The sequence below is a fragment of the Mucilaginibacter endophyticus genome, from assembly GCF_003351025.1.
Lineage (GTDB): Bacteria > Bacteroidota > Bacteroidia > Sphingobacteriales > Sphingobacteriaceae > Mucilaginibacter > Mucilaginibacter endophyticus.
Genome location: NZ_QPCG01000006.1, coordinates 203,257 through 224,094 on the forward strand (window position 1 = coordinate 203,257; position 20,838 = coordinate 224,094).

The following is a 20,838-nucleotide window of genomic DNA, read 5'->3' on the forward strand; positions in this document are numbered from 1 at the left end:
TTTTTTAGTTAACGCTAAACTTAAATACTCCCGAATCTGAACTGTTATTTTTTGAGTCGCGGGTAATAATTTTCCAATAATATGTTTGTTTAGATGTTACCGAAACAGCCAACTTACTGTCGGTAACGTGGGCTTTTAATAAAGCTGGTGTAGCGGAAGTACCTAAATAAACATCGTAATCAACAATATCGTTATCTATATCTTTTCCGCTCCAGGTAAGGGTTACACTGCCTGAAACCGCCTCCACTTTTTGTTCAGGAGCGGGGCTTATTATTTCGGCAGGGAAAGGAGCGTACGCGCTTACACCGGGCCCCGAATTGTAAAACCGCCAGGTATCGCTTTTAGCTGTATTACTGTTACCGCTAACTTTTGATGTAATAAACCATGAGTAAGGTGTATTTAATGCCAGTGCAACATCAAGCTGAGCTCCGGTTGATGATCTGGTGATTGTATTTCCGCTTACCAGGTCCTTTATCGTAATATCATAGCTATCGGCGGTAGCCGCGTTTTGCCATCTAAAATTTACTGTACTTTGTGTTGCTGATACATTGGTACCAATTATGCAGGCCGCGTCTTTATCCGGGAATATTAATAATGACGCCGTAGGATTAATAATTGCAGGATCATTATGCTTGCCCCCGCACGATGTAATCATTACCGCAAGCAACAGCAACACTATATTATATTTTACTTTTTCCATAATTTGATCACTGATTGCTTTTCATCCAACGTTAACTTCAAAATAAAAACGCCTGACCCTAAAGAGCCAAGCCCAAGATCTACCCTGTTATCTTCTATTGGCGGGTTGCCACTATACACCAATTTTCCGTTTACGTCACGCACCTCAACCGCTGCTTTTAGAGCATTACGTTTATTTAACTGAAGGCTCACCTTATCTGTAAATGGATTAGGATACGCTATAACACTTTGAGGCAACACAAATAGTTGCTTAAAAATCCCCTGGCATTCTTTATCTGTGGTAACTGTTACGTTATTACTGCCGCCCGCAAGTTCAAGTGTAAGGTGATTGGCAGTGGTGGTATAAGTATTTCCGTTTAAGTTAACATGATAGCTTTCACCCCCATCTAACGCAAAGCTTACGGTACGGTCTACCTGGTTAAATGTAGCGTATACAGACAAATCTTTAGGTTCTGCTATTGTTACGTCATAACATTGCTGGTAATCCGTGCGGCCACTTACGCTTATACATACATGGTAGGTACCTGTGGCAAGATCGCCTACCGAAACTGAATCCTTAAAGGCAACAGAACGGGCGGAATTGCCCATTTGTACAGATGCCAGATAGTTCAATTTATTATCGGCCGAAATTTTAATCTGCCCGTTATTACTTCCCTTGCAGGAAGCGGCAATAGCCTTAACCTTAAAATTTGTTTGGGGCAAAGAAAACGGAGGGTTTTTAATAGTCACGTTAAGTACTGCCGAGGTTTTAAGCCCGGTGCTTGTTTGTGTTTCGATAACCTCAATTTTTCCGGCCCCTGCATTAGCCCAGTTTATATTGGCGAGGTTAGCAGAGGCAGTGTAGGTACTATCGCCATTAATTGCCCAGTTATAAATGCTGTTATCATGTAACACAGCCTTGTAAGCTGTATTTTTAGCATGTGCCAATACCGTATCGGGGCCCGTTAACTTTGTTTTAAGCATTGAATCTACTGTAACATCAAGCGATCGGGTAGCGCCACTACCGCAATTATTGGAAGCACTCACGTTCAGCTGATATTTTCCGGGCGCGTTCCATTGTACTGTAGCAGTATTGCCTGATGATGTTATTTTCGCATCGCCTGTAGCCGACCAGTTAAAATTTGTACCGGTAGCCGCTGCTACTGTATATTGGTTTTTTATTTTTTCGACGGTGGCAGTTACCCCGCTTATATACCCTGGTTCTGAAAAAATCTCGGGAGCGGCAATTTTGTTAACATTTCCTCCACTTCCCGCTAAGTATACCACGTTGCCGTAGCTATCAACTCCACTTCCTTCGTTAAGAGAAGATGAAAAGCTGCTCCAGGTTAAGCCTCCATCAATGGTTTCATAAATGTAGCGATAAGAGTTACCATAATTACCGGCAAAGGCGTAACCGCGATTATTATCTACAAATTTCAGATGGCTGATATCGCCCTGTATAGTTGATCGGACCACATTCCAGGTGGCACCTCCGTCTGCCGAGCGTAGTAATAAGCCATTCATCCCGCCAGCAATGACGTTATTAGCATCAAATGCGTGGATAGTTGTGAGCCAGGTGGTATTATCCGTGTTTAACTTTTTCCAACTGACACCACCATCAGTTGTTTTCATAATAATTCCATCGCTGCCTGCTGCATAACCAATATCGGCATTAAAAAATTCCAGACTATTAATATAATCAAACGGCGAGATCTGGGTCTTTGTCCAATGAGCCCCGCCATCAGTAGTTTTCGCGATCAAACCGCTGCCCGAAAACGTAGTATAGAAACCAACATCAGCGTTCAAAAAATACAGGCTCCGTATTTGATCAGGACTATCGCCCGCTAATATTTTAGTCCAGTTATTGCCTGAGTCGGTTGTTTTATAAATATCAACCAGGTCGGCAGCATAACCTATATTTTTAATAAACGCGCTGTGCCTCAACCCGTACGAACCGGTTAACGACATAGGTTGCCACGTAATACCGCCGTCGGTAGTTTTAGCCGTTTTATAGGTTCCAAAAACATAGCCGTTTTTACTATCGGTAAAGTTGATACTAAAATAATCATCGCTGCTTGCCAGTGTCGACAAGTTTTTCCAGCTATCGGCGCCCTGCTTCATCCAGATACTGCGTCCCGCCGCGCTTGACGAACCTAAACCCGTTCCGGAGCCTACTATTATGCCGGTGCTTTCGCTTTTATTAAATTTCAGCCCAAAAAGTGTTAAATAACCAGGTTGCAACTCAGTTGTCCAGGTTACGCCACCATCAGTGGTTTTATAAAGCGTTGAGCCACTCCAGCCTGCGGATATATATCCGGTTTTATCATCGACGAAATAAAGGTCATTTACATAATCGGTTCCAACCACAGCTACCCTTGTCCAGCTATTACCGCCATTCGTTGTTTTGACTACATCACCAACAGAGCTTATGACGTAGCCCGTTGTGCTGCTTGTAAAAACAACTTTAGCCAGCCTTGTAGATTCGCCCAGAGGTAGCGCAGCTGTTTGTTCCCAGGTTTCTCCGCCATTTTTTGTGCGCATCACTGTACGGTCAGTTCCGCAAGCAAAACCATTTTGTTCATCTGTAAAATAAACCGAATACATAAAGCTGAAGCCGGTAGAAACATTCATTTTCCATGTGTGGCCGCCATCGATAGTTTTAAACGAACCCTGGTCGGTAAACGCATAACCGATATTATCAGTCACAAAAAAGGAGTTTTTCAAAGCCTGATCGGTTATATCTATCGGAAACCAATTATCACCGGCATCCTCTGTTTTGAGTAGTATCGACTGATAGTTGTTCACATAAGAGGCATAACCAATTTTATCGCTGGTAAATTGAACTTTATTGAGGGACATGGTTGTACCGCTATTCGTGAGGCTCCAATCAAGCCCGTTATTATCCGATTTAAGGATATTTCCGTTGTCGCCAACTGCTATTATCCGGCTACCGGCAAAATCAACACTATTTAAAGCGTAGGCCATATTTTGCACTACCGCGTTACAATTACCCGGCGCGGTGAAGGCGGCAGGCGGGTTAACACCAACAGCAATAGCCTGCTCATAACTTATAGCGTCATGACTGGCCTTTACACGTATTGTGTAGGTATTTTTACTGGCATATTTAAATACCTGATTAGTTTTTAAAAGATTGCCTTCAATTGTAAAACTGTTATTATCGGCAGATCCGGTACCTGTTACAAGTTGATAAACAAACGGACCGGTGTTGCCCTTGACTGATAAGGTACCTACTGTAGTAGTCTTAACTTTACCTTCATCTATCGTATTAGCGCTTAAATTTATTACAGCCGATGTATCAGTAAAATCTATCCGTTTAAGCAAGCCATCGCCTGCCTGTTGTTTCGCTGAATTTGCTTTACCGATAGCACTTCCGTTTAAATCAACACTTAAATTACCCTGAAAGCTGTCGTTGCTCCTGATTAGCAGGTTTCCTTTATCCTGAATCTCTTTTCCGGGCAAATATTCAAGCTTAAAAGTTGTTTGGGCTCCGGCTTTAATGATTTGCGACGGGGTGCCATTTACGTAAAATGGCGTTCCCGCTACACTGATTTCTGACAATACCAGATCAGTATTACCATTATTTTTTAATACAAATGACCTAACGGCAGCACTATCAACCTTTGAGGTAAAATTCATTTTATCGCCTGTATTTACGGTGGCATAGTCGGCTGTAACGGATAGCACGGGCCCGGAAACATTATTCCAGAGAGCGGTAACATAACCCATGGAATTTTTAACCGTGAAGAAAAGCGTGTTGTTAAGATCAAAAAGATAAGCGGGATTTGCCGGGCTACTAAATTGAGCTTTGGCTGTGCCCGAAGCATCAACCGCCCACAAACTGCCCGACCCGTTGAAAAACAGCTTATTATTTGAAACCACGGGCGCCACGGTATTGTAAACCCCAACATCAGATACTTTGACAGTACCGCCATCGGTACCGTCGCTGCTCCACAAGTTATAGTTTGAACTTGACGAAAAATATAGCTTACCGTTAAAGCTAACAAAGCTTTGCATTTGCGTACCACTCTGATAGCTGTTCCAATCGAAACTTTTAACAACCTTAGTACCATTTGGTGTACCGTCGCTGTACCACAAATAGTCAACCCCTTTATTATTGGCATCTACCGTTCTGATAGAATAAAAAAAACCATTCCCGGCAGCGGTGATGTTGTCAATGTCGGTCGATCCGTAAGTTACGGCATCATATTGATGAAGCAATACAGGTTTATCATCATCAACATTAAGGTGATACAAACGGATACTTTGCCTGTATGAGGTATTGGTGATGAAAACCAAACCGTCGTTTACAGTTTTCAGGGCGTCTACAATATAATAATCATCAACAGGAATAGGTTTAGTACCAGCCACGGTTCCGTCGGTTTTCCACAATGGGCCACCTGCGGCTATAAAATAAGCCTTATTTTTAACAACAGTAAGCTGACCCGGACCTGAATATTGAATATCCGTCATCCTCACCGTTCCGGCAGCTGTACCATCTGTTTTAAATAATGCGGAAGTAGGTACGCTATCCGAATCGGTACCTACGAAAAGCAGTACTCCGTTTACAACAACCAAATTTGAAGGCATTGATCCATTACTGCCGGTGCGTGCCGGGTTAATATCTTTAACCATGGTTGTACCCGCAGCCGTACCGTCGGTTTTCCAAAGTTCGGTTCCGTTTACACCGTCATTAGCGGCAAAATATACCTTGCCATTATAAACCGTTAAACTTGTTACGGTTGATGACGGAGCGCCAGGGGCGATGTCTTTAACCAAAACAGTTCCATCAATCGTGCCGTCGCTTTTCCAAAGTTCAATACCGTGCACACCATCATCAGCAGCAAACAATATGTAATTGTTATACTTTGTGAACGGACCTACAGATGAGAAATTTTTAAGAAAATTTTGAGCGAAGGAGATATTGATACAACAAAACATTGCGATCAACAGGAGAAAATATTTTCTACGCATTTGGCAGAAGTGTGATAAGGATTAAAATACTCCCGAAAATAATAAAATATCTCAGCATTTTAAATCCGTAAAAACTTTTAACAGTGGCTGTTATTTCTTTCAGGCAGTTGGCTTTCTTACAAAATCTCCAAACTGTTTTTAATTGCCCGTACCAAAGCAGAAGCAATTGCGTTTTACAAATTTGAATTTAAGCGTAACATTTAACGGGGCTAAAACTCTAACTTTGAAACTCCAGTTAAAATCAGCCTTAGCGCCGAACTGAAAATTGTAAGCATGCCGACTCTCAGTCTCCCAAAAAATACCGACGAACAGCTACTACAACTCATGGCCGGCGACAACCGCGATGCCTTTACTGAGCTGTATAACCGGTATTGGGATAAAACCTTCGCGGTAGCTTACCACCGTTTGGATGATGAGCACGAGGCCGAAGAAGTGGTTCAGGAAGTGTTTTTAAGTATCTGGCAACGCCGGGCAAGCCTCAGGTTAACCCATACCATGGCAACCTATCTGTCGGTTGCAGTTAAATATAAGGTGATCAACCATCTTGACCGTCAATACAGAAAGCAGCAGCATTTGGATGAGCTTGCTTTTACCTCAATAGAAACTGAGGACACCACAATTCAATGGCTGGAAGAAAAAGAACTACGCGAACTGCTTGACCACAGCATTAGCCAACTGCCCGAAAAATGTCGTATTGTATTCCTGTTGAGCCGCGATGAAAATAAAACCTATACTGAGATAGCTGCAGAACTTGGCATCTCACAAAAAACAGTCGAAGCCCATATGTCAAAGGCTTTAGGTTCACTCAGGCAGTCGCTTGGTGTTTCCTTACCGATACTGATTTTGCTGCTTAGTTAGGAATAACTGTATATTTAATGCCTGTCAGGCTTTCTTGTAATGAAGCGCAATGCAGCCCGATTCAAGGATCTTTGATTCAATTAATTCTAAACTTAAATTTTCCTTTAAACCGGCGGCCTCCAGCAAGCTTCTACCCTCGCCTACAATTACAGGGTGGATCACAAAATTAAATTCATCAACCAGGCCAAGTTCAATAACCTGCAAAGGCAGGTTTACACCTCCTATCGAAATATTACCACCTGGTTGCTGTTTCAATTTTCGGATGTCATCGCCAAGGTCTGCGTGGGTAATTGTTGTGTTTTTATCATCGGCAATGGTTAATGTCCGCGAAAACACAAGTTTTTCAATCCTATCAAATGCCTGTGCAAATTCGCGCTCCTCTTTGGTTGAATTAGGATCTTTTGCGGCATCGGGCCAATAAGGAACCATAAGCTCATAGGTTTTACGCCCGTATACAATCAGGTCTACACCATCCATAAGCCGGGTAAAATACTCTAATATATCCTTGCCCCCTCCAAATTTGGTATGGTCGCAACATCCGTCTAAACTCAGGTTGATACCGTAGATTACTTTTCTCATTTGATCGGTTTTTAGTTAGGTTGTCCTAAAAATAAGGATTTCCGGGTTGACACAGCAACTGGATGTCACTTCTATTACTTACCCTATTCACTCTTTAAGCTTTTCACGGGGTTATTAGTAGCGGCCTTAAGGGCTTGGAAGCTGATGGTCACCAATGCGATCAGAGTAACAATGCCGGTTGCGAAGACAAATACCCACCAGCTGATTGATGTTCGATAGGCGAAGTCCTGCAGCCAGGTATGCATGGCGTACCAGGCTACCGGGAAAGCAATTACCGATGCCAGCAGCACCAGTTTCAGAAAATCCCGGGATAACATCATTACTACATTTGCAATGGAAGCACCCAACACTTTCCTTATGCCTATTTCTTTGGTGCGCCGTTCGGCAGTATACATCGCCAGGCCAAATAACCCAAGGCAGGCTACAATAACAGATAACACAGTAAACACGCTGAATACTTTACCCATGGTTTGATCGGTACGATACAATTCGTCATATTGCTGATCCAAAAAATGATAGTCGAAAGGATATTCCGGCATAAAACTTTTCCAAACTGACCGAATCCTGTTAATCGCACCGGCATAATCACCCGGACGCAGTTTGACTGCGATGTACGACGAATGCGTTAAATAATTTCCTGATTTAGTATAGAACAGTGCCCATGGCATGATCTGGTCATGTAAGGAGAGCGGGTTAAAATCCTGTGTAATGCCGATCACTTCAAAGCGCTTATCGCCGCCGCCATGATAAGAAATGTGCTGGCCAATGGGGTTTTTCCAGCCGGCTATCTTTGCAGCGGCTTCATTTAAGATTACCGATGCCGAGTCATTATAGGCTTTCGAAAAATTACGACCTGCGATAAGGCGCAGCTTAAATGTAGGCACAAACGCTTCATCCACCATGTAGGAAGACAGGTCCAGTGTCTTTTCCGCAGATGAGGGGTTACTGGCATCCATTTCAGGTTTGTACTCATCTTCAAAATATTTTTGCGATGCCGGCAGATTGGTGCTCATCGTGGCACCGCCTACCCCGGGCAATTTCAAGATCTCCTGCCGAAAGTTTTCTTCTTTGTTACCAAGCCATTCGGCATCACCAATTACCAATATGTTTTCTTTGTTATAGCCAAGGTCTTTCGACTGGTTATACCTGAGTTGCTTATACACCACTATAGTGCAGATGATCATTACCGCTGATACTGCGAATTGAAAAATTACCAACACATTGCGTGTTGAAAAACCGGCCTTAGATGTTTTGCCGTCGGTGTTGCCTTTCAGTACGGCAACCGGTTTAAACGCGGTCAGAAAAAACGCGGGATAACTACCTGCGAATAAGGCTGTAAGCAGGGTAAGCAATAGCATTCCGCCCCAAACACGTGCATCAAATAACGCAATGAGCGGTATGGATTTGGATGCGAGCCGGTTAAAAGCCGGTAAAACGCAAATCACCAGGGTTATAGCTACAATCCCCGCCAGTAGGGTATAAACAAGTGCTTCAGAAAGAAATTGCCAGATCAATTGCCTCCTTTCGGAACCGAGCACTTTGCGAATACCTACCTCGCGCGCACGCTTGGCAGACTGTGCAGTTGCCAGGTTCATAAAATTGAAGCAGGCCAGCAAAATAATAAATAAGGCTATGGCCGAGAATATGTACACGTACTTGATATCACCCTGGATAAAATAACGGTTACCAATCTGTGCGGAATAAAAATGCATGTCGGTGAGCGGCTGAAGTAATACTTCGTACTTGTTCCCTTTCTTCAGGTATTCGTCAAACGGTGTGCCGATGCGGCGAAAGGCGGTAGCTGCCTGCACCCGTACCATTTCGGGAAAACGCGAAACCAGTTTTTGGACATCGGCGGCGGTGTTGGGCACATTTGGCCGCAGTTTAACAAAAGTCCCCGTTTGCAGCCAAACCCAGCTCCAGCTATAGCGTTTAATTGCCGGCATACCCAGATTGCATTGCAGCATATCGAATTGCATTGATGATCGTGCCGGCAGATCTTTCAGGACAGCTGTAACAGTGAATGGAGTGTCGTAGCCGTCGATAACCATGCTTTTGCCTATCGGGTCTGCATTACCAAAATATCTTTTTGCCCCGCTTTCGGTCAGCACTACCGCTCCCGGCCCATTAAGGCAACTGGCAGCGTTGCCCTTCAGCAGCGGGTAGCTGAAAAATTGCAGAAAGTTAGAGTCAACTGACAAGCATTTTTTATCGATAAGCGCTTCATGCCGTCCATTCCGGTCAAAATGAACCACCTGATCGCCCGGCTGGTAAATACGCGTGTAGCTTTCAATCTCCGGAAAACCGGCTTGCAGGGCCGCCCCTACCGGTGGTGGCGTGTGCGCGGCAGTGAATTCATTATTACCGTCTTTCTCATGAATGTTTACACGATAGATCCGTTCGGCATTTTTAAAAAAACGGTCATAACCTAATTCGTCCCCGATATATAAACCGATCAATAGCACGCAGGCGAGGCCAATGGCCAGGCTGCTGATATTGATAATGGACATACCGATGTTTCGACTCAGGCTGCGGTAGGCGATCTTAAAATAATTACGGATCATAATATTGCGTTTGGTGGTTACGAAAACCTCAACTGCCGGGCTTTCCTGACGCAATATTACCGGACGTAAGCTTGACGGAATGGCCAGTTTATCATTTGGCCACTCTTTTTTAAGGCTATTTTTGTATTCAACCGGGCTTTTGCCGGTCAGCTCTTTAAAAACGCGGGTGAACGTGCGTTGGGAATTAAAACCAGACTCATAAGCAATACCCAACAAGGTGAACCGGTCATAAGCAGGATCACGCATTTTTCGCGCAACCTCCCTAACGCGAAAGCCATTGATCAGATCATTAAAATTCTTCTGCAAGCCGTTGTTGATGATCCGGGATAGTTCATGCGGATGGAGACCTAATTTAATAGCCAGCGATGTTAGGGTCAACTCAGCATCCTCGTACAAACGGCCGGCAGCCACCGCCTCCTTCAAGCGCCGGGCTTTTTCCCTGTCATTCATGTTACCGGTAGTCAGCTGTACATTTACATCTGTTTTCAATATTACTGCTACCGCCATCCCCATCATCACCGGGGCAATGGCTAAACAAAAAACTCCGTTAATGATGCCAGGCAGGCAAAGCAATCCCAACAATATCAATACTTTTTCCAGTCCCCGGAATGCAAACCGTGGCCTATCCATCAGCACGGGCTGTAAACTTTGATAAAATTGCCGGATTAAGCGATGCGACAGGTACAAGTAGACGATAACCGGGATCAAAACTAACCCTCCGGGTATCCAATAGCCCACCAGTAAAGGGCAAAAGTGCAGCCCATCCTGCCAGCGCCACGCCCCCTCTCCCAAAACAAGCTGACGTACGTATAAATAAAGCAAGGGCCCAAAGGCCAACAAAACGGCCGGGGGCAGCCCGGCTACGTGTGATAAGGAAACAATCAATGCCAGGCTCAGCAACCAGTTAGCCTTTGGGTTATTTTTCCGGGTGAACCATAACAGCAAAGCCAGCGTAATCCCGCTCACCAGCAGTGTCAAGCGGACCAATTGATAGGGAGCGATATTAAAAATAGTGGTGTCCAAATGGGTTTATTACTCAATCGTTGCTGTAATATACTAAATTACTGAAAACCAAATAGGTATAAAAAATTACAGTTTATACAAGGCTGATCATCCAATTTTTTAAATGTATATAAGATGTGACCATCATTCGCCCCTTAAACTTTTAACGGGATTGAGCAATGCCGCCTTAATGATCTGGAAGCTGATGGTTACAAGTGCAATGATTACGATAAGGCCGCCCGAAAGTGCAAATAACCACCATGGCAGCGTAGCGCGGTAAGCAAAGCTTTGCAGCCAGCCATTGGTAGCATACCAGGCCAGCGGCAGGGCAATAGCAATGGCAATAACGATCAATATCATAAATTCGGCGGATAAGAGCCTGAACAAAGAACCGATACTTGCGCCGAGCACTTTGCGGATGCCAATCTCTTTAACCCGTTGTTCGGCGGTAAACATGGCGAGGCCTAAAAGTCCCAGACAAGAGATAAATATGGCGAGCCCTGCAAAAATACGGGCAAACTGATTGATCACCTGTTCATTTTGATAAAGCTGCTGATACTGTTCATCTACAAAATAAATAACCGGTGGAAATGCGGGATTGAACTCTTTACTGAGTTTCTCGATAGCTGCAATGGCTTGTTTGGTTTTACCGGGTTGCGTTCTTACCAATACAACTCCCCCTTCGTTATTTTCGCCGGTCACCAGTACCATCGGACCAACCGCTTCGTGCAGAGAATGAAAATAAAAGTCTTTAACGATACCTACAATAGTCCCTTTTTTCCCTAAATAACGGAAAGGCTTTCCGATGGGATCTTTATAGCCGGTTAACTTAAGCGCCGTTTCATTCAGGATATAGCCTGAACTATCAGACACAAAAGCTTTAGAAAACTCCCGGCCTGCCAATAAGGTCAATTTCATAGTCTTGAAATAATCATAACCGATAGCTGCACGGGTGATCAAAATATTCGAGCTACTGTCATGACCGATCCAATCTACAGCTGCCGTACTTCCATAAATATCAATAGGAGTCGAATTCAGGCGGCTTACAAATTGAATACCTGTTCGGCTTAACAACTCTTGTTTGAAAGTTTCATATTTAGAAGACAGTTGTCCCTCTACCGGAAGATATACAACATTTTCACGGTCATAGCCCAACTGCCTGGATGCCAAATAATTCATTTGCCTGGATACGATGATGGTACCGGTTACGAGCACAACCGACAAAACGAACTGGAATATCACCAGTCCTTTTCGGAAAAAGACAGTACGGGTATCTAACGTAACCGCGCTCTTTAATACCTTAACAGGCTTAAACGAGGATAGGAACAGGGCTGGATAACTGCCCGCAACAAGGCCTGTTATGAGCACTATCCCGCCAATCAGCAACCAAAAGCTCGCCTGTGTAAATGGCAGATCTATCTGCTTTTGGGTGATCTGGTTAAAGTACGGGAGAAAAAGGATTACCAATACAACCGCGATAATGCTCCCAAGCAGCGTAACCATTAGCGATTCGGTGATGAACTGCCAAATAAGTGAGGTACGTTGTGCACCCGCCACCTTACGGACACCTACCTCTTTGGCCCGTTTAACCGAACGGGCGGTAGACAAGTTCATAAAATTGATGCATGCAATCAGCAGGATAAAAACAGCGACGATGCTGAACAGGTGCACATATTCGATACGCCCGCCGCCTGGCTTTCCGCTTTGAAGATCATTATGCAGGTATGCCTCGGCATAAGGCTGCAAAGCCAAATCGGCGTACCAGGTTGCCGTTTTACGATCAATATGATAATAAAGGTCAAAAACACGGGCAATCTTTGCGTTTACAGCAGCGGCATTTGCCAGCGGCTTCAGCATCACATAAGCCGAAGGGCCGGTATTTCCCATTTCCCTGGCCCAGGGATAATTATTCAGGAAAGCATCCCAATTGGTTAGAAAATCGAAAGACTGTGATGCATTTTTGGGCAGGTTTTCAAATACTGCTGTGATCTTAAAATCCTTTTGGTTTTGATACCGGATAGTTTTACCGATGGCATTTGCCGGACTACCGTAGAAGATCCCGGCCATATTACGGGAGATAGCTATTGCATCAGGTGAATTTAGTGCAGTTTGCGCTGAACCGGCTAAAAGCTGATAACTGAACATTTTAAAAAAATCAGCACCGGCAGAATTACCTTTCATCTTAACCACTTTATCGCCCACCTGGAAGGCGCTGGTTTCCCCAAAACCGAAATTGGTAGCATATTCGATGTCAGGGAATGAGTGCTTCAGTTCATCGGCCAGCACGCCGGGCACTTCGTATGAGCCTGATGGTACATGATGGTCAACATTGGTCTTGTAAACTTTAAACAAACTCCCGCTGTTTTTAAAGAAACCGTCTACACTGTACTCATTTTGCACCCATAGCAAAATAAGCAAACCACAGGCGATGCCGATAGAAAGCCCAGCGATGTTGATAAAACTTTGCGACTTGTTCCTGAACAAATTGCGCCAGGCAACCTTGAAGTAACTTTTGATCATGATGTTGAGGAAAGTATAATTTCCGCCAAGCAAATGCCATGATTTTAATCAATTAAGAAACAGTTAGTTACATTAAAATTTAACACCAATTACTGTTCGCTTTTATTACAAACGGTGTACGTTTTCAGTTACCGGATACTTTTTTATATAGATGATTTATTATAAATATTGACAAAAAATCACGGCGATAAAATATTTTTCATTTTGTACTAAGGGTATCTGCCTTCCTCACTGACTATATGTGCAAAAGGTTGAAAGGTCAGTTACAATGGAAAACAATACCTATAATGTAAAAGAGCTTGCTCGTAAGCTAATGCAGGGCACCATCAGTCCGGATGAAAAAATCTGGCTTGATGCCTGGTATGCCAATTTTAGCGATGAGGAAGTTTTGTTATCGACTTCAAAACACCAAACTCCCGAACAGCTGCGGGAAAGTATTTTGAACAAGATAACCGCACGAATGGAAACACCGGTGAAACCCGCGCGTAAGGTAATTACCTTGTGGCGAAACATAGCTGCTGCAGCGGCCGTGGTATTGCTGATTACATTCGCGGCGCTTTACAAAAACGAGGTATTGGAAGTTGTTGATCCGGCCAAACAGGTTGAACTGGCAACTGCACCCGGCAAACACCGGCAAATCAGTTTACCCGATGGCACCCGCATCTGGCTTAGCCCCGGCAGTAAGATCAGCTATCCTGACAAGTTCAGAGCGAAAGAACGACTGGTAAAATTGGAAGGCGAAGCGTTTTTTGATGTGGTGCATGATGAAGATCACCCTTTCGTGATCCAGTCGGGCCAGCTTAAAACCGTGGTACTGGGTACCAGCTTCAACGTTAAAGCCTATCCAGACGAGATCATATCTGAGGTAACAGTCATCAGCGGAAAAGTAGCTGTACAGGAACATGATCTGCCTAAAAGCAAACAGGCTATCATGGTGCTCAACCAGCAGGCCGTTTATAACAAAAACAACAGATCGTTGATTAAACAGGATTATCCCAACGCTTCAAAATTCCTGTCGCAGCGTACCGGTTTGTTCAGTTATGATGGCTCATCGCTGCAAAACGTTACCGATGACCTTTCGCTCCAGTATGGCATCCGCGTAAATCTTGCGCCGGGCATTGCTCAATCGGGCTTTTACGGACATATCAACACTAACGAGCCGGTGGATAAAACGCTTAATAAACTTTGCGCTGTAATGGACCTGCGATGGAGTAAGCTTGACAATGGGTATTACCTGCAACCTTTGCCACTCAACAATTAACCTTTTCATTTTTTTAAACATCTCCCTAAAAGGAAAAACCACACCAACAATTTAAAGCATTTATGAAAACCAACAGACCGGCATGGGTATCCATGCTGATTTGCGAGATAACGCGAACACCCCTCCGAACGGCACTCGGCATAATGATGTTACTTTTGATAACTGCACAAAGCCACGCACAAACCCAGGGCCCTTTAGATAAACCCGTTACTGTAACCATCAATAACGAACCGCTTAAGCAGGCTTTAGATAAGATCACAGCCGCCAGCGGTATAAAGTTTACCTATAATGAAACAGTTGCAAAAAGCACTGTAAAGATCAGTATCAATGCCAAAAATCAGCCATTAGGCGATGTATTGCGCAAAGCCCTCGCTCCGCACCCCTTTAGTTTTACAGTGCTTGATAACGAAGTGCTGATCAAATACGATGCAGGCAAAGTAAAAAAGCAGGCCGCCGCCGATGGCAAATACACGGTAAGCGGCACAATTAAATCAAAACAAACCGGCGAAACCATCATCGGCGCAAGCATTAGGGTTACTGACGCTAACGCGGGCACCTCCAGTAACGAGTACGGTTTTTACTCCCTTACCCTGCCTGCCGGCGATCATGAGCTTTCTATAAGCGCCATGGGGCAAAAAAATATCACGATGCCGGTATCACTTAGTGGTAACCTCAAACTGGATATCTCACTTGAAGATAATTCGCAATTATTGCAGGAGGTAACCATTAAAGCCGCTCCCGCAGGGGCACGTGATTTGGCCAGCCCGCAAATGGGTGTTGAGCACCTCAGCATCCAGGAAACCAAAAATATCCCTGTGCTGCTTGGTGAGCGCGATGTGATCAAGACCATTCAGTTGTTACCAGGCATCAAATCGGCCGGTGAAGGCAGCGGCGGTTTCTTCGTGCGTGGCGGCGCTACCGATCAGAACCTGATCTTGCTTGACGAAGCACCGGTTTACAATGCATCGCACCTGTTGGGCTTCTTCTCTACCTTTAACTCGGATGCTATCAAAAATATGAATATTTACAAGGGCGATATGCCTGCGCAATATGGCGGCCGGTTATCGTCGGTTTTGGATGTTAAAATGAACGATGGTAACAACCAAAAATTTGGTGTTAGTGGCGGCATAGGCCTGATAGCAGCGAGGATCAATGCCGAGGGCCCAATCCAAAAAGGTAAATCTTCATTCCTGATCTCGGCACGCCGTACTTATGCCGATGCTTTCCTGGCTTTATCAAAGGACAGCATCGCCAAAAAAAGCCAGCTTTATTTTTATGATCTTAATGTCAAAGCAAACTATGTTTTAGGCGATAAAGACCGCTTATTTGTTTCTGGTTATTTTGGTAAGGACGTGCTTAAAGCTGCCGATATAGCTGGCATTAACTGGGGCAATACTACTGCAACCCTCCGTTGGAACCACATTTTTAACAGTCAGCTTTTTTCAAATACATCGCTCATCTACAGCAATTACGATTACAAGCTTAACATTAAACAGGATGTAAACGAATTTAACATTTACTCGCAGATCCGCGACTTCAATTTTAAGGAAGACATGCAATGGTATGCCGGCGATAAAAACACCATCAGCTTTGGTGTGAACAGTATCTATCATACCATTAAACCGGGCGAAATTTCGGCTACAGGCAATTCGGGCATTATATCACAAAGCCTGCAAAACAGGTACGCCCTTGAAAACGCCGCCTATGTTACCAATACCTGGAAAGCTACGGATCGCTTTACTTTAACCTACGGCTTGCGCCTGTCGGCCTTTACCATACTGGGATCAGGCGATTACTATGACATTGATGCTGATGGAAACATTATTGGCTCTAAACATTATACATCCGGGCAGGAGGTTAAAACCTATGTTAACCTGGAACCTCGCGTGGCGGCAGCATTTCAGCTCAATGATGTAAGCTCGCTTAAAGCGTCATACGCCCGCAACGCGCAAAACCTGCACTTGATCTCCAATTCCAATTCGGGTTCGCCAACGGATAAATGGGTAGCCAGCACCAACCTCATCAAACCTGAAATTGCCGACCAGTTTTCGGTAGGATACTACAAGGATTTCAGTGAGCATAACTATGAATTTACGGTAGAAAGCTATTACAAAAGGCTGCAAAACCAAATAGATTACCGTAACGGTGCCAACGTATTTACTAACCAACCTATCGAAACACAATTGCTTTATGGCAAAGGCCGCGCTTATGGTGCTGAGTTTTTGCTGAAGAAAAAAACCGGCAGACTTAGCGGCTGGATCAGCTATACACTTTCAAAATCCGAACGGATGATTGACGGGATTAACAATAACCAATGGTACAACGCCCGGCAGGATCGCACGCATGATATAGCCATTGTCGCCATGTATAAAGCCAGCGACAAATGGACATTCTCGGCCAATTTTGTGTATTATACCGGCGATGCAGTTACCTTTCCAAGCGGTAAATATCAGGTTGATGGCGTAACTTACTACTACTATACCAACCGCAATGCCGACAGGATGCCTGCTTATCACCGCTTAGATCTGGGCGCCACCAAGCAACTTAAGAAAACCGCGAAATTTCAGTCTGATTTAACCTTCAGCTTGTATAATGCTTACGGCAACCCTAACGCGTACCGTATATTTTTCCGTGATAATAAAACGGACGCAAGCCGCACCGAAGCCGTACGCACTACTTTATTCACCTTTGTACCTTCGGTTACCTACAACTTTAAATTTTAAGCCGATGAAAAACACTATAAAATATATAACCATTATCCTGTTTGCGACGGCCCTAAGCAGTTGTGAAAAGGCCATCGACCTAAAACTGAAAGATACCACTCCGCAATATGTAGTTGAAGGCGTATTAACCGATGAAGCAGGCGGCTGTAAAGTATTGCTAAGCCAAACGAAAAACTTTACCGATAACAATGATTTTAATGGCATAGCCGGCGCTACCATTACCATTGCCGACGATAATAACAATGTATATCCGCTAACGGCAACCAGTACCGGCGTTTACCAAAACAGTACCTTAAAAGGCGCTGTTGGTCATACTTATTCCCTTAACGTGAGCGTAAACGGAAAAACATTTACTTCAAGCTGTATAATGCACCCTGCTGTTCCGCTGGATAGTATTTATCTGGTTAAGGACGAACTTGTAAACAACAAGGATGGCACGCCACGCAAATATGTTACCGTACAATACCACGACCCTGCATCTACCAAAAACTACTACCGCTTTGTACAGTACGTAAACGGCCGAAAAGAGGAATCAATTATGCTTGAAGATGATGAATTTACCGACGGGCAGGAAGTGAATAACAATCTGAGATTTAATAACAGCAATGATAACCCGGCAAGAGACATCCGCCCCGGCAACCAGGTAACTATCGAAATGATGAGCATTGACCAGGCTGTATACAAATACTTTTACAGCCTTAGCAACAGCGCTAATGGCGATGGTAATAATGCCGCGCCTGCCAACCCATTAACCAACATCAAAGGGGGTTCGCTGGGGTATTTTAGTGTGCATACGGTGGTTAGGAAGACTTTGACGGCGCCGTAAAACTAAAACATGTCATTGCGAGGAGGAACGACGAAGCAATCTCGTAGCTCTGCAATTTGGACGTGCATTGGCGACGAGATTGCCACGCTTCGCTCACAATGACATAACTTTTTATTCTTTTATTTTTCTCTCTAATACACCTTCCTCACCTGCACGGCATTCAATATGGCCTGCCCGGTTATTGCTTTAAAGCTTATCGTTATGCCATCAGCGTCAACCGTAACCGGAATTTTGGTTGAATAAGCCTTCAATGGCTCCAGGTAATTGCTGTTACTTAAGCCTTCAATAACGGTTTGCCCGTTAATAAGTACATCAAAACTGCGGGCAACGGCGGTTTGTTTCTGCGTTGAATTATTTAGATTGTAAACCAACTGCGGCGAATTATCATTAGTAGTCAACTCGGCGAAATGCAGGGTTACTTCGTATTTACCTGCCGGTACATCCAACTTAAAATCGCTTAACCCTACACGCTGGGTTTGGTAAATAGGGTCATAATTGGTTTCGAGGATATTTTTGTTTGAGCCGTAAGGCAGCTGTCCGTTTTGGCCGAGGGTAAATACCTCGCCGCCAATATAACCCCAGCTACCTTTGGTGTAAGGCTGTTCGGGGATCCAAACCTGGTGCAGTTTATCGTCAACCAACTGGCGCTTATCGCCAAGGCTTACGTTAAGCTCGGTAAATGGCGTTTGCGGGTTACTCAAATTGTGCGGAATGAGGTTAAAATCAACCGCCATAAAATCTTCAAGGCTGTCACCCTCTCCTGCTGTTGCTTTAAGGGTATTTTTACCTGATACAAAAGGAACACTAAAAGTAGCTATCCCCTCCTGTACAGTTTTATTTTCCAGCAGTCTACCATTAAGCCATAGTTTTACTTGTGATTGATTGCTGTACACATTTACAGGCTGTATACAAACGTTGTTTTCATTGCCATTGCCAGCCTTTAGTGTGCTTGTACCTATTTTGATAAATGGCTGCTTCAGTAAGTTGGACTGGTAAAAAAAGTATGATTCTTTTGGCTGGCGATCATTAGTCAGCAAACCTTTGGTATTGATATGCGGAGTGGCTTCCTGCCTTTGTTCTGCATTGAAATCAACCAGGTTCCAGATGGCTCCGCCTGCTACGAATGGCAGCTTTTTGATGCGGTCGAGATAGTATTGGTGGTATTTAACTTCATATTCAACAGTTTTATCAAACCGAACCGGTTCAAAGCTGTGCAGGCGGCTATCAGCATCGGCTCCAAACTCGGTTATGATCATGGGCTTGGTTGGCAGCATCTGGTGATGTTTTTCCAAAAACTTATCCAAGCCGGCAAAATCTTTGGCGTACCAGCCATAGTACAGGTTCCAACCCACAATTTGTGGCACGGCGGCAAGCCCGGTGTTATAATATCTGTCGAAATCGCCATGGCACGGGATCATGGTATAGCGCGACGGATCTTCCTTACGGGTGAGGCTATCAATCTGTTTCGCCAGGCTTACCAGGTTAACAAAATACTTCTTCTGCTCATCCGAACCTGACTTATACCGCGGACTGATCTCCACCTCGTTCATATAAGCCCAAATGATAATACTCGGGTGATTAAAATTCTGGCGGATCATCTCCAACTGCATGTGTTTGGCATTGTCGGCAAAGGTGGTGGTTTCGGTAATCCGGTTAACCTCCGGCGTCTCTATCGATGCCAGGATTCCCAGCCTATCGCAAGCCTCCAATACTGACGGATCCTGTGGGTAATGCGCTATGCGGATAAAATTGGCGCCCATAGCCTTCAGCAATTCCATATCGTGAATGTTGATGGCATCAGGTATGGCATTGGCCATTCCCTGAAAATCCTGGTGACGGTTGGCCCCTATGAGTTTAACAGGGTTTCCGTTTAAAAAGAAGCCTTTATCGGCATCAAAACTAAACCAGCGGAACCCCAAAGCGCTGCTGCTTTCATCCAGTTCCTGCCCGGTTGAAGCATCAACTATCCTTGAAACCACATGATATAAATAAGGTGCATCCGGCGACCATAAATGAGGATTAGCCACCGTTTGCTTTTGACTGAATGAAAGTTTACCACCAGCTGTTAAACTCAGCGCGCTTTGTAGCTTTGCTACAACCTTTCCATCGGCATCAACTACCTCGCTTACAACTTTAACTTTAGTTTTTTTTGCTGATAGATTATTCACCGTTCCTTCAATCAGCACATCACCCTTTTCTACAGATACCGCAGGCGTTTTTATTTTGATGCTGGGAGAGGCCAGTTCCGAATCAAACGCTATTGGATTAGATGCTACGATATACACGTCGCGATAAATACCGCCATAAAAAGTAAAATCGGCATCTAACGGCGGGATATCTTCATTGTGGCTGTTATTCATCTTCACCATCACCTCGTTAGCGATTAAGCTGTCCTTACCAAAAGGTTTTAAATAAGTATTAATTGGAATGCTAAACGCGGTGTAGCCGCCAATATGTTTACCGGCAAGTTTGCCATTTACATATATTTCAGCTACCTCGTTAGCCCCTTCAAAAAATAAAGAAAGCTGTTTATCTTTCCATTGTACAGGCACATAGATGGTCTTTTTGTACCAGCCTATACCACGATAATATCCGGGTTCATCGTCATTAGCGTCGGTTGTATTCCAGCTATGCGGCAGGCTTATCTTTTGCCAGGCCGAAGCATCTGTAGTAGCGGCAGGCCAACCGGCTATATCGCCTTTGTGAAAAGCCCAGCTGGTGTTGATACTTTGTTTGATAGTTTGCGCGAACAGGTATGCGCTGCAAAAACACAGGATAAGACTAACAGTGATTTTTTTGAACATTGGGTAGATCGGTTTTTAAAAGGCGGGGCTA

Annotated in this window: 10 protein-coding genes; 4 read left to right on the top strand and 6 right to left on the bottom strand. The window is 44.3% G+C overall.

The window, feature by feature from the left end:
* Positions 1-4: 4 nt before the first annotated feature.
* Both DUL71_RS23780 and DUL71_RS23785 read right to left on the bottom strand, forming a co-directional pair.
* The gene (locus tag DUL71_RS23780; RefSeq protein ID WP_114940382.1) at positions 5-700 is read right to left on the bottom strand and encodes a hypothetical protein; all 696 of its coding nucleotides are present in this window, start codon (positions 698-700) and stop codon (positions 5-7) included.
* Positions 688-5,670 carry an ELWxxDGT repeat protein gene (locus DUL71_RS23785; RefSeq protein ID WP_114940383.1) on the bottom strand — a complete coding sequence of 1,661 codons (4,983 nt, stop codon included), beginning with the start codon at positions 5,668-5,670 and terminating at the stop codon, positions 688-690. The genes DUL71_RS23780 and DUL71_RS23785 overlap by 13 nt, the downstream gene beginning before the upstream one ends.
* Positions 5,671-5,943: 273 nt before the next feature.
* Here DUL71_RS23785 and DUL71_RS23790 point away from each other — a divergent pair, with 273 nt between their 5' ends.
* A complete protein-coding gene (locus tag DUL71_RS23790) occupies positions 5,944-6,528 on the top strand; it encodes an RNA polymerase sigma factor (protein WP_114940384.1) in 585 nt (194 codons plus the stop codon).
* A gap of 24 nt (positions 6,529-6,552) precedes the next feature.
* Here the strand turns inward: DUL71_RS23790 and DUL71_RS23795 are convergent, their stop codons facing one another.
* The 3 genes from DUL71_RS23795 to DUL71_RS23805 all read right to left on the bottom strand — a co-directional run bounded on the left by DUL71_RS23795 (position 6,553) and on the right by DUL71_RS23805 (position 13,193).
* Entirely contained in the window at positions 6,553-7,107 is a 555-nt protein-coding gene (locus DUL71_RS23795) for a dihydrofolate reductase family protein (RefSeq protein WP_114940385.1), read from the bottom strand.
* An 83-nt stretch (positions 7,108-7,190) separates the two neighbouring features.
* On the bottom strand, positions 7,191-10,694 hold the full coding sequence (locus DUL71_RS23800; protein ID WP_154402466.1) for an ABC transporter permease: 3,504 nt from the start codon (positions 10,692-10,694) through the stop codon (positions 7,191-7,193).
* Positions 10,695-10,817: 123 nt separating this feature from the next.
* Positions 10,818-13,193: an ABC transporter permease gene (locus tag DUL71_RS23805; protein ID WP_114940387.1), complete on the bottom strand. Its 2,376-nt coding sequence runs from the start codon at positions 13,191-13,193 to the stop codon at positions 10,818-10,820.
* Positions 13,194-13,461: 268 nt separating this feature from the next.
* On the opposite strand from DUL71_RS23805, the gene DUL71_RS23810 reads away from it, so the two are divergent.
* The 3 genes from DUL71_RS23810 (at position 13,462) to DUL71_RS23820 (ending at position 18,003) form a co-directional block, all read left to right on the top strand.
* On the top strand, positions 13,462-14,454 hold the full coding sequence (locus DUL71_RS23810) for a FecR family protein (RefSeq protein WP_154402467.1): 993 nt from the start codon (positions 13,462-13,464) through the stop codon (positions 14,452-14,454).
* 62 nt (positions 14,455-14,516) lie between these two features.
* Positions 14,517-17,177, top strand: a complete 2,661-nt coding sequence (locus DUL71_RS23815) for a TonB-dependent receptor (RefSeq protein ID WP_244228825.1) — start codon at positions 14,517-14,519, stop codon at positions 17,175-17,177.
* A gap of 4 nt (positions 17,178-17,181) precedes the next feature.
* On the top strand, positions 17,182-18,003 hold the full coding sequence (locus tag DUL71_RS23820) for a DUF4249 domain-containing protein (RefSeq protein ID WP_114940389.1): 822 nt from the start codon (positions 17,182-17,184) through the stop codon (positions 18,001-18,003).
* 131 nt (positions 18,004-18,134) lie between these two features.
* Here DUL71_RS23820 and DUL71_RS23825 read toward each other — a convergent pair whose 3' ends face one another.
* Positions 18,135-20,807: a glycoside hydrolase family 2 TIM barrel-domain containing protein gene (locus DUL71_RS23825; RefSeq protein ID WP_114940390.1), complete on the bottom strand. Its 2,673-nt coding sequence runs from the start codon at positions 20,805-20,807 to the stop codon at positions 18,135-18,137.
* Between the last annotated feature and the right edge of the window lie 31 nt (positions 20,808-20,838).

Coding starts and splice junctions, on each gene's coding strand:
- DUL71_RS23780 (WP_114940382.1), bottom strand. CDS start 700: ATGGAAAAAGTAAAATATAATATAGTGTTGCTGTTGCTTGCGGTAATG.
- DUL71_RS23785 (WP_114940383.1), bottom strand. CDS start 5,670: ATGCGTAGAAAATATTTTCTCCTGTTGATCGCAATGTTTTGTTGTATC.
- DUL71_RS23790 (WP_114940384.1), top strand. CDS start 5,944: ATGCCGACTCTCAGTCTCCCAAAAAATACCGACGAACAGCTACTACAA.
- DUL71_RS23795 (WP_114940385.1), bottom strand. CDS start 7,107: ATGAGAAAAGTAATCTACGGTATCAACCTGAGTTTAGACGGATGTTGC.
- DUL71_RS23805 (WP_114940387.1), bottom strand. CDS start 13,193: ATGATCAAAAGTTACTTCAAGGTTGCCTGGCGCAATTTGTTCAGGAAC.
- DUL71_RS23810 (WP_154402467.1), top strand. CDS start 13,462: ATGGAAAACAATACCTATAATGTAAAAGAGCTTGCTCGTAAGCTAATG.
- DUL71_RS23815 (WP_244228825.1), top strand. CDS start 14,517: ATGAAAACCAACAGACCGGCATGGGTATCCATGCTGATTTGCGAGATA.
- DUL71_RS23820 (WP_114940389.1), top strand. CDS start 17,182: ATGAAAAACACTATAAAATATATAACCATTATCCTGTTTGCGACGGCC.
- DUL71_RS23825 (WP_114940390.1), bottom strand. CDS start 20,807: ATGTTCAAAAAAATCACTGTTAGTCTTATCCTGTGTTTTTGCAGCGCA.